At 70.8% G+C, this 9,884-nt stretch carries 9 protein-coding genes; 5 read left to right on the top strand and 4 right to left on the bottom strand.

The annotated features are described in order from the left end of the window. Positions 1-433 precede the first annotated feature (433 nt). Positions 434-1,279 (bottom strand): hypothetical protein, encoded by an 846-nt coding sequence (locus IG90_RS0103090; RefSeq protein ID WP_030577036.1) that lies wholly within the window; start codon positions 1,277-1,279, stop codon positions 434-436. A gap of 190 nt (positions 1,280-1,469) precedes the next feature. Continuing rightward, the gene (locus IG90_RS0103085) at positions 1,470-2,321 is read right to left on the bottom strand and encodes a hypothetical protein (protein ID WP_030577034.1); all 852 of its coding nucleotides are present in this window, start codon (positions 2,319-2,321) and stop codon (positions 1,470-1,472) included. A gap of 172 nt (positions 2,322-2,493) precedes the next feature. Between IG90_RS0103085 and IG90_RS0103080 the strand changes: the two genes are divergently transcribed. Further along, complete coding sequence (locus IG90_RS0103080) at positions 2,494-3,687, top strand: RtcB family protein (protein WP_030577032.1); 1,194 nt, start codon at positions 2,494-2,496, stop codon at positions 3,685-3,687. A gap of 225 nt (positions 3,688-3,912) precedes the next feature. Here the strand turns inward: IG90_RS0103080 and IG90_RS0103075 are convergent, their stop codons facing one another. Together IG90_RS0103075 and IG90_RS0103070 are read right to left on the bottom strand one after the other, a co-directional pair. Further along, positions 3,913-4,560, bottom strand: coding sequence for an HAD family hydrolase (locus IG90_RS0103075; RefSeq protein WP_030577028.1), 648 nt, complete (start codon positions 4,558-4,560; stop codon positions 3,913-3,915). A 97-nt stretch (positions 4,561-4,657) separates the two neighbouring features. Beyond that, positions 4,658-5,398: a GntR family transcriptional regulator gene (locus IG90_RS0103070; RefSeq protein ID WP_030577026.1), complete on the bottom strand. Its 741-nt coding sequence runs from the start codon at positions 5,396-5,398 to the stop codon at positions 4,658-4,660. Positions 5,399-5,722: 324 nt separating this feature from the next. Between IG90_RS0103070 and IG90_RS0103065 the strand changes: the two genes are divergently transcribed. The 4 genes from IG90_RS0103065 to IG90_RS0103050 are packed head-to-tail and all read left to right on the top strand — an operon-like array spanning position 5,723 to position 9,748. Next, entirely contained in the window at positions 5,723-6,871 is a 1,149-nt protein-coding gene (locus IG90_RS0103065; RefSeq protein ID WP_051859946.1) for an extracellular solute-binding protein, read from the top strand. Between the two features lie 2 nt (positions 6,872-6,873). Next, on the top strand, positions 6,874-7,848 hold the full coding sequence (locus tag IG90_RS0103060; protein WP_030577021.1) for an ABC transporter permease: 975 nt from the start codon (positions 6,874-6,876) through the stop codon (positions 7,846-7,848). Then, complete coding sequence (locus IG90_RS0103055) at positions 7,836-8,678, top strand: ABC transporter permease (RefSeq protein WP_030577019.1); 843 nt, start codon at positions 7,836-7,838, stop codon at positions 8,676-8,678. The genes IG90_RS0103060 and IG90_RS0103055 overlap by 13 nt, the downstream gene beginning before the upstream one ends. Next, complete coding sequence (locus tag IG90_RS0103050; RefSeq protein ID WP_030577017.1) at positions 8,675-9,748, top strand: ABC transporter ATP-binding protein; 1,074 nt, start codon at positions 8,675-8,677, stop codon at positions 9,746-9,748. The genes IG90_RS0103055 and IG90_RS0103050 overlap by 4 nt, the downstream gene beginning before the upstream one ends. The last annotated feature ends 136 nt before the right edge of the window (positions 9,749-9,884 follow it).

Below are 9,884 nucleotides of genomic sequence, written 5' to 3'. Positions count from 1 at the left end.
TAGGAACCCGCGAAACCGATCGCGGCGATGAGCACCGCACCGGCGATGACGACCCCGATGAGTATGCGGTGCGTGCGTGTCAGCTGCATCGCGGCCACGCGCGATCCCCTTCCCGACCTCTGTACCCGGACCCGACTTCTGTGCCCGGCCTCGTTCTTGCGTTCTTCGGCTTTCTTGAGCGATTTTCAGCCGGGTGTCCGAAGCCCGGCGATGGCACAGCCTGGCACATGTGTGCGAGTTCCGTTGCGTGGGGAGGCTTCAACGGCCCCTGTCCGGGCGTCGCCGGAGCCCGCCGGGGTGTGCCGGAACGGGCGAAACCCGGCCCTCGGGGAGGGCCGGGTTCCGGAAGAGCGGTGCAGGGCGGGGCCGTTCGCGTCCTGTCGGTCTCGTGGACCTCAGGTCACGTCGTGGGCGCGGGCGTCCGGGCGGATCGTCAGCTCGACTTCGACCTGGGCTTGGAGCCGGACTTGGGGCTGTCCTGGCCGCTGCCCTTGGCCGTGTCCTTCTTGCCGTCCTCGGCGTCGTCCTTCGCGCCGTCCTTCGCCGGGGGAGTGACCTTGGCGTCGGAGGTGTCGGCGACCGCGGCGACCGCTTCCTTCGCCGCCTTCTGGGCGCCCTTGACGATGTCCGCGGACGAGGGCGTCTTCGCACCCGCGTAGCCCGCGCCGTTGTACGTCAGGGTGACGACGACGTTGCCCGTGCGCGCCACGACGGTGGCGTACACGAAGTCCTCGTCCGTCTTGCTGAGGCCGTAGGTGATGAGGGTGGCCTCCTCGCCGATGCCGGCGGTGGGCTCCGCGGCGACCTTCTCGGCGTCCTCGGTGGCCTTCGCCTTGGTGACCTGCTTGGCGTAGTCGTCGGTGGCGCGCTTGGCGCCGCTGCCCAGCGACTGGTCCGAGTCGAACCGGGTGAAGCCGACGTCCAGCCAGCGGTACTGCGAGCCCTTGACGCCCTTGTCGTCCAGGCCGTTCCAGGAGCAGCTGCTGCGGGCGGCCAGGTCGTTGGACGCTCCGGCCGTGCCGTTCTTCTTCTTGGCCGAGGGCACCAGGTCCTCGATCGACTTCTTCGTGATCGAGGCGCACGGGTCGGGCAGATCGGTGAACCTGGCCGCCTCGACGGGGGGCGCCGAGGGCTTGGCGCTGGAGGCGCCGGACGACGAGGAGCCCGCGTTCTTCTTGCCATCGGAGCCGGAGTCCGACGAGCAGCCGACGGCTACGAGCATCACCGGAACGGCGGCGCAGGCGAGTATGCGGGACAGGCGCGGGGCTGATCGGTGCATGGTTCCTTCACTCGGATGGCACGGAGCTCTCGGTGCTGGAGGTCTCGGTTCGTGCGGTGTACGGGCGGCTCGGTAGCTGGTCGGTACGTCTTCCGGACAGCCACGGTACGACGGGCGGCGGCCGGCCCGCGCCGCCGCCGAGTACCCCCACCGGCCGGAATCCGGCCGGTGGGGGCTCGTCGGGCGGGGGCTATTCGCTGAGCGTCTCGGCCAGCTTCCGCGCCAGTGCCTGGGCCTTCTCCTGGAGTTCCCTGCTGTCGGACACCTGGGTGACGAGGGCCGGCTGCTCGGCGTACCGGACAGTCACGACGACGTTCGATGTGCGGAATACCACGCTCACCGTGCGGTGCTGTGCGGTGGAACCTGCCCGAGTGGGCAGATCCTGCAGAAATGCGGCATCTCCGAGGTCGTCGAGTACGCGTGAGGGGAGGGCGTCCTCCGCGCTGCCGCTGCCGCCTCCGGAGGGCGAGGAGGTGGACGAGGGGTCCGCCGAGGCCGTTGCGTCGCCCGCCGCGTCCTCCGGCTCCCCCTCGCCGGAGCCCTCGCCCTTCCCCTTGTCCTTCTCGCCCGGGGTTCCGGCGTTCTTCTCCGCGTCCGGCCCGGGGGTCGCCGAGGACGACAGGCCGGCGGCCTTCTCCTTCTTCGCGTACACCGTGCCGGCGCGGTGGTCGTCGCTGACCGCGGGGTCGTACGACACGACGCGCTCGAAGTCGATGAAGAGGCTGCGCGTGGCGTCCGGTGCGTCGGACTTCCAGCTGCAGCCGACCTTGCGGTCGGTGTCGTACGTGACGGACGCCGCGCCCCGGAACACCTTCTCCTGCTGGTCCCCGGGCAGTTCCGCGGCGCCGGGCAGCAGGTCCTTCAGCGTGGAGCGCGGCACGGCACGGCAGGGGGCGGGCAGGGTCAGGTACTTCCCGGGGGGCGCGGGGGTGACCGCCGGGCTGCCCGCCTTGCTGTCGACGCCGTTCGCGTTGCTGTCGGCGCCGGCGCTGCAGCCGACGACGAGCGCTGCGAGAAGCGCGACGCCGGGTACGTACGCCATGTGTCGCAACGTCCCAGGCTCCCTTCGGTACGGAAAACGGGTTGCCGCTCGGAGGCGGCCGATGGACACAATGTGTATCGCACGCGCTGCTGTGAATGCCGGTCGGCCGACGGGTTTGCCGACCTTGGCACCGGTTTTGCGCTTTCAGTATTTTCGGGGGAATCGAGGAGTTATGTCGTACGTAGAGGTACCGGGAGCGAAGGTTCCCATCCGGATGTGGGCGGACCCCGCGTCGGTCGAGGACGTCGCGATGCAGCAGCTGCGCAACGTCTCCACGCTGCCGTGGATCAAGGGGCTCGCCGTCATGCCGGACGTCCACTTCGGCAAGGGGGCGACGGTCGGTTCGGTGATCGCGATGCAGGGCGCGGTGTGCCCGGCCGCGGTGGGGGTGGACATCGGCTGCGGGATGTCCGCCGTCAGGACGTCCCTCACCGCGAACGATCTTCCCGGCGACCTGTCACGGCTGCGCTCCAAGATCGAGCAGGCGATTCCGGTCGGCCGTGGGATGCACGGCGACGTGGTGGACCCGGGGAAGCTGCACGGGTTCCCGACGGCGGGATGGGACGACTTCTGGGGGCGGTTCGGGGGGATCGCCGATGCGGTCAAGTTCCGTCAGGAACGTGCGACGAAGCAGATGGGAACACTGGGCTCGGGCAATCATATGATCGAGTTCTGTCTCGACAGCGATGGTGCGGTGTGGCTGATGCTGCACTCGGGCTCCCGCAACATCGGCAAGGAACTCGCCGAGCACCACATCGGCATCGCGCAGAAGCTTCCGCACAATCAGAGCCTCGTCGACCGGGACCTGGCTGTCTTCATCTCGGAGACCCCGCAGATGGCGGCCTACCGGAACGACCTGTACTGGGCGCAGGAGTACGCCAAGTACAACCGCGCGATCATGATGGCGCTCTTCAAGGACGTGGTCCGCAAGGAGTTCAAGAAGGCGAAGCCGGTCTTCGAGCAGGAGATCTCCTGCCACCACAACTACGTGGCGGAGGAGCGGTACGACGGAGCGGACCTGCTGGTCACCCGCAAGGGAGCGATCCGCGCCGGCTCCGGCGAGTACGGGATCATCCCCGGTTCGATGGGCACCAGTTCGTACATCGTGAAGGGCCTGGGCAACGAGAAGGCGTTCAACTCGGCCTCCCACGGAGCCGGTCGCAGGATGAGCCGGAACGCGGCCAAGCGCCGCTTCACGGTGCGTGATCTGGAGGAGCAGACGCGCGGTGTGGAGTGCCGCAAGGACTCCGGCGTCCTGGACGAGATCCCGGCCGCGTACAAGCCGATCGAGCAGGTCATGGAGCAGCAGCGGGACTTGGTCGAGGTCGTCGCGAAGCTCAAGCAGGTCATCTGCATCAAGGGCTGAGAGCCTGTCTGGTGGCCTTCGACCGGAAAGCGGACGCGCTCCGGTGCGTGCGGTTCCAAGGCGCCGAGCGGGCCGGTGCCCCCGGGCCCCGGGAGACGCCGTGGAGCGTGAGGAACTCCTGCGCCACCAGCTTCATCGCGCGTGCCTCTCCGTCGTGACCTCACCGGCCCTCACGGCGGTCGGGGCGCTCCCTTCCCGGCACGGCGGACGGGGCCGCCGGAGGCGTTACGCCGCCTCCGCCAGGTCCGCCTCCGTCAGGGAGGCGACCAGGACCGTGCGCGGGCCCGGCTCGATGCCGGGCACCGACGGGACGGCGAGCAGGCGGCACCCCGCGGCCAGTGCGGCGGCGGCGCCCGTGGGGGTGTCCTCGACGGCCAGGCAGTCCCGCGGGGCCACCCCCAGCGCGGCCGCGGCTGCCAGGTACGGGTCGGGGTGCGGCTTCCCGCGTGCCGTCTCGCCCGAGGCGACCGACGCGTCGAACCGGTGCCGGCCCAGGGTGTCGAGCACCAGGTCGGCCACATGCCGTTCGGACGCGGTCACCAGGGCGGTCGGCACCCCCAGCGCGCGCGCCCGGTCCAGGAGGCGGAGGGCGCCCGGCTGGACGGTCACTCCGGCCGCCACCCGCGCGGTGAACTCCCGGTCGAGCCGGGCGGCGGTCTCCGCCTCCGGCAGGGCGGTGAGGCCACCGCGTACGAGCAGGCCGGCCGCGTCGGCCACCGCGGCGCCCGCGAACGGGGCGAGGGTTCCCGTACCGGCCGGGGAGCCCTGCGACCGCAGGAACCCGGCGACGGTGTCCAGCCAGGCGTGCTCGGTGTCGACGAGGGTGCCGTCCATGTCGCACAGCAGGGCGGCGGGGCGGGGGAGCGGGGGCATGCGGGGCTCGCTGTTCCTGGGGATGGACTTCCGGGGGTGGACTACCGGGGGAAGGGGGTTCCCTGCTGGTCGGGGGTGGGGTGCGGCCGGCGGTGTGTCAGTCGGCGGCGGTGCGGACCAGCGGGTTGGCCTGCACCGAGTTGCGGACGGTGAAGACGACCGAACCTGGCCGGTAGCGGTCGTCCGAGGTCTCGACGGGCCGGCCCTCGGACGTGGTCGTGGTGCGGCGCACCCGCAGCAGCGGGGAGCCTCGCCGTACGCCCAGCTCGCGGGCGTCCGTGGTGCCCGCGGCGACCGCGTCCAGATGGTGCTCGCCGTGGCTCATGACCACGCCGGCCTCGTCGTACAGGCTCCGGGTGACCGACTCGCAGTCGTCCGGCAGTCGTTCGACGGCCGCCGCCGCCCACCCGGCGTACACCGTGCGTTCCAGGAGCGCCGGTTCGCCGTCCAGGGTGCGCACCCGCAGGACGTGCAGGACCGGGTCGCCGGGCGCGAGCTGGAGCAGCGCGGCCTGGGCCTCGGTCGCCTTCGCGCGGCGCGAGCGGAGCACCAGGCCGCCGGGGGTGCGGTCGCCGGCCCTGGCCCACTCGGCGAAGCTGCGCAGCTCGGTGAAGCTCTGGCTGGGTGTGGTGGACAGGACGGTCCGGCGGGCGCCCTGCCGGGAGCCGATCAGGCCCTCCGACTGGAGCGTGCCGAAGGCCTGCCGGAGGGTGCCCCGGGACACGCCGTGGGCCAGGGCCAGTTCGGACTCGGACGGCAGCTCGGAGCCCACGGGGTGGGTGCCGTCGGCGATGGCGCGGCGCAGCTCATCGGCGATCTGCTGGTGCCGTCGGGTCACGTCTCTCCTCTGGGCTCTCGGAACTGCCGGGCTCTCGGGCTTCCTGGCTGGGTGCGCGTGGTGCGCACGCAGGGATGATCATGCCATCCCCGCGCTGCGCCGTGCATTCTCGGTCTGCGCGCAAACGGTGGTGCCCCTGAAGTGCGAACCCTGCGTCTAACCGCTTTGGGGTTGGGTAAACCTACGTCTTTATAACGCTTCTGACCTGCACTTTTTACCTTCACAAAGCTTTACCGGCTGGTCGCCTGGCTGCTAGCTTCGGCTCGCTTACTGACGATGGCTTGTCCATACAGGTGGCTCGCCGCAGACCCAGGAGTACGCATCGTGAAGGCACACCATCCCCGCCGCGTCCTGACCGCCGCGGCCCTCGCCGGCCTCACCGCCCTGGTGGCCACCGGCTGTGGCTCCGCACCCGACGACGACGGTGCGAAGAACAGCAAGGCCGCGAAGGCGGAGTCGGCCGCGGCCCTCGGAGGTATGGAGAAGCTCGTAGCGGCGGCGGAGGAGGAGGGCAAGCTCAACGTCTACGCCCTCGCGCCGGACTGGGCCAACTACGGCGAGATGATCGCGGCCTTCGAGAAGAAGTACGCCATCGAGGTCAACAACGAGGACCCGGGCGGCAGCAGCCAGGGCGCGCTGAACGCCGCGGCCAAGCGTAAGGGCCAGGACCGGGCCGTCGACGCGCTGGACCTCGGCACCTCGTACATGCAGGAGGCCAAGAAGCAGGACCTGCTCGCGCCGTACAAGGTCGAGGGCTGGGACGACATCCCGGACGCGCAGAAGCAGCCGGACGCCTCCTTCATGAACAACTACGGCGGCTTCATGTCCATCGGCTGTGACGCCAAGGCCGTGAAGAACTGCCCCGAGACGTATCAGGACCTGCTCAAGCCCGAGTACCGGAACAAGGTCGCCCTCAACGGCGACCCGACCGAGTCCGGGTCCGCGCTGGCCGCCGTCATCGCCGCCTCGCTGGCCAACGGCGGCTCCCTGGACGACGCGCAGCCCGGTCTCGACTACTTCCAGAAGCTGAAGAAGAAGGGCAACTTCGTCCCCGCGAAGTCCACGCTCGCCACCATCCAGCAGGGCGAGACGCCGATCTCGATCGACTGGGACTACCTCAACCTGGGCTACGGCCAGAAGCTCGAGGCCAAGGGCGTCGACTGGCAGGTCGCGGTGCCCTCCGACGGCCTGTACTCGCGCTACTACAACCAGGGCGTCAACAAGTACGCCCCGCACCCGGCCGCCGCCCGCCTGTGGCTGGAGTTCATCTACAGCCCCGAGGGCCAGAACATCTGGCTCAAGGGCTTCTCCCGCCCGGCGCTCCTGGACGCGATGAAGAAGGACGGCACCGCCGACAACGCGGCCCTCGCCCGGATTCCCGAGGTCCACGGAACTCCCCAGGAGCCGACCGTGGAGCAGGAGGCCAAGGCCAAGGAGACCGTCGTCCAGGGCTGGGGCAAGGCGGTCAGCTGAGCATGGCCGACAAGACCGCACCTCCCCCCGCGGGCAGCGGAGCCGCCGTCCTGGCGGACTCCGTGCCCGCGGCGGGCCCGGCCGCCCCCGCCCGTCCCTCGCCCCCGGTACGGGGCGGCGGCGCCCGGCGCCGCGGGGCGCGGCGGCACCGGTGGCCCGTCGTCGTTCCCTTCTTCGCGTTCCTCGCGGTGTGCTTCGGGCTGCCCGCCGGGACCATGGTGTACGGGGCGTTCACCGTCGTCGACTCGGCGACCGGCGAGGGCCGGTTCTCGACGGAGAACGTCAGCGGGTCGCTGTCCGGGGCGTACGCGACCGGGCTCACCGGCAGCGTCGAACTCTCAGCTGTGACCGCGCTGCTGGCGACCGTCATCGGCACGTTGATCGCGCAGGCCGTCGTCAGTTCCCCGCGGCCGGCGCTGCGGGGCGTCGTCGTCTCGGCCAGCGGGGTGCTCGCCAACTTCTCCGGCGCGCCGCTCGCCTTCGCCTTCATCGCGACGCTCGGCACCACCGGCACCGTCACCCAGCTCTTCCACCTGGACCGGACGGGCTTCAGCCTCTACAGCTTCACCGGCCTGGTGCTGGCCTACCTCTACTTCATGGTCCCGCTGATGGTGGTGACCGTCCTGCCCGCGCTCGACGGCCTGCGCTCCCAGTGGCAGGAGGCCGCCGCGTCCTGCGGTGCGACGCGCGGGCAGTACTGGCGGCACGTCGGCATCCCGGTGCTGACCCCCTCGCTGCTCGGCGGTGCGGTGCTGATGTTCGGCACCGCGTTCGCCTCGCACGCCACCGCCGCCGTGATGGTCGGCTCGTCGCAGCCGCTGATCACCATCCAGATCGCCAACGCCCTCAACGGCAACGTCCTGGTGGGCCAGGAGAACCTCGCCCTCGCGATGAGCCTCAACATGGTCGTGATCGCGCTGCTCGTGATGGCCGTACAGATACCGCTGCAGCGCAGGAGTACCCGATGGCTCGGATGAAGTTCACCTCGCGGGGCGTCGTCCTGCCGCTCGCCGCGCTGTATTTCCTGGTACCCATCGGCGCCTCGGTCTGGTTCAGCGTCAACGAGGTCGAGGGCATCAGCTTCGACGCGTACACCAAAGGGCTCGGCACCGAGGGGCTGACCACCAGCCTGATGCTCTCGGTACGCCTGGGCCTGGCCACCATCGTCTGCGGACTGCTCCTGATGGTGCCGACCCTGGTCGCGATCTCGCTCTATCTGCCGAGGCTGCGCCGGATCGTCGAGGTCCTGTGCATGATGCCGCTGGTCGTCCCGCCGATCGCGCTGGTCGCGGGCGTCACCACGGTGCTGTCCTGGGAACAGGACCTGGCCGACACGCCCCTGTACATGACCTTCCAGGTCCTGCGGGACGAGGAGTTCCCGCTGATCCTCGTGCTCGTCTACACGGTCATGTCCCTGCCGTTCCTGTACCGCTCGCTGGACGCCGGGCTGCGCGCCGTCGACCTGCGCACCCTCGTCGAGGCCGCCCGCAGCCTGGGCGCGTCCCGTCTGCAGACCCTGTGGCAGGTCGTCGTGCCGAACCTGCGGACCGCCGTGGTGGGCGGCGCCGTGCTCAGCCTGGCCATGGTGCTCGGCGAGTACACCGTCGCCTCCGTGCTCTCCTACCGCCCGTTCTCCGTGTGGATGGTGGAGATCAAGGACTCCGAGGCCCAGCTCTCGGTCGCCGCCGCGATGCTGAGCCTGCTGATCACCTGGGGGCTGCTGCTCCTGCTCACCACCCTGGCCGGTGGCCGGAGCCGCCGTCGTGCGCACTCCGGCCGCGAGAACCGAAAGAAGACCGTGTCATGACCGTCCCCGTGCAACTCAAGCAACTGCGCCGGAAGTTCGGCTCCACGGTCGCGCTCGACGGACTCGATCTGGACATCGCCCCCGGTGAGATGGTCGCTCTGCTGGGTCCGTCCGGCTGCGGCAAGACCACCGCGCTGCGCATCATCGCGGGCTTCGAGAGCGCCGACGGCGGCGAACTGCTCATGGACGGCCAGGACGTCACCTCGGTCCCGGCCCACCGCCGTGACATCGGGATGGTCTTCCAGTCGTACAGCCTGTTCCCGAACATGACGGCCGCCGAGAACATCGCGTACGGCCTGCGGGTACGGGGCCGGGCGAGCGCCGAGCGCAAGGAGCGGGCCCGGGAGCTCCTGGACCTGGTCGGCCTGCCCGGCCGCGAGGGCACCTACCCGCACCAGCTCTCCGGCGGCCAGCAGCAGCGCGTCGCGCTCGCCCGCGCGCTGGCGATCCGGCCCAGGGTGCTGCTCCTCGACGAGCCGCTGTCCGCCCTGGACGCCAAGGTGCGGCTCAACCTGCGCGAGGAGATCCGGCGCATCCAGCTGGATCTCGGCATCACCACCGTCTTCGTCACCCACGATCAGGAGGAGGCGCTGTCCATGGCGGACCGCGTCGCCGTGATGAAGGACGGCCGGCTCGAACAGTGCGCCGCACCCGGTGAGTTGTACGACCGCCCGGCCACGCCCTTCGTCGCCGAGTTCGTCGGCACCATGAACCGGCTGCCGGGGACCGTCCGGGACGGCGGGGTCGTCGAGCTGTTCGGGCGGCGGCTGCCCATCCACGGCGCGACCCCCGCCGCCGGCGCCGAGGTCGACGTACTGCTGCGCCCCGAGGGGCTGGCGGTGGGCGCCGCCGACGACGGGTCGGGCACCCCCGCGACCGTACGGGTGGCGACCTTCCTCGGGCCCACCACCCGGCTGCACCTCACCACGGACTCCGGGGCGGTGTGCAAGGCCGACCTGCCCAGCTGGGAGGCGACCGCGCTGGCACCGGGAGCCCGCTGCACGATCACCCCGCACGACAACCCCGTGCTCGTCGCCGAGCGAACCGTCGCCCCGTCTGCGAAGGAGTGACCACAGCGCGAGTGCCGAGCGTCGCATCTTCCTGGCCGCCACCGGAGCGGCCGTCGCCGTGGCCGCGACCGCGGGCCCACGGACCACGCGGCGGTCATGACGACCGTCACGGTGGGCTGACGCCGAGCACCCGGGG

The sequence above is a fragment of the Streptomyces anulatus genome (genome assembly GCF_000721175.1).
Taxonomy (GTDB): Bacteria; Actinomycetota; Actinomycetes; order Streptomycetales; family Streptomycetaceae; genus Streptomyces; species Streptomyces anulatus_C.
This window is presented reverse-complemented; position numbering and strand designations above follow the sequence as displayed.

Bases quoted from the DNA above. Each gene is read 5' to 3' on its own strand.
- IG90_RS0103060 (WP_030577021.1), top strand. From the start codon at position 6,874: ATGGCCGACAAGACCGCACCTCCCCCCGCGGGCAGCGGAGCCGCCGTC.
- IG90_RS0103075 (WP_030577028.1), bottom strand. From the start codon at position 4,560: ATGCCCCCGCTCCCCCGCCCCGCCGCCCTGCTGTGCGACATGGACGGC.
- IG90_RS0103090 (WP_030577036.1), bottom strand. From the start codon at position 1,279: ATGCACCGATCAGCCCCGCGCCTGTCCCGCATACTCGCCTGCGCCGCC.
- IG90_RS0103055 (WP_030577019.1), top strand. From the start codon at position 7,836: ATGGCTCGGATGAAGTTCACCTCGCGGGGCGTCGTCCTGCCGCTCGCC.
- IG90_RS0103080 (WP_030577032.1), top strand. From the start codon at position 2,494: ATGTCGTACGTAGAGGTACCGGGAGCGAAGGTTCCCATCCGGATGTGG.
- IG90_RS0103050 (WP_030577017.1), top strand. From the start codon at position 8,675: ATGACCGTCCCCGTGCAACTCAAGCAACTGCGCCGGAAGTTCGGCTCC.
- IG90_RS0103085 (WP_030577034.1), bottom strand. From the start codon at position 2,321: ATGGCGTACGTACCCGGCGTCGCGCTTCTCGCAGCGCTCGTCGTCGGC.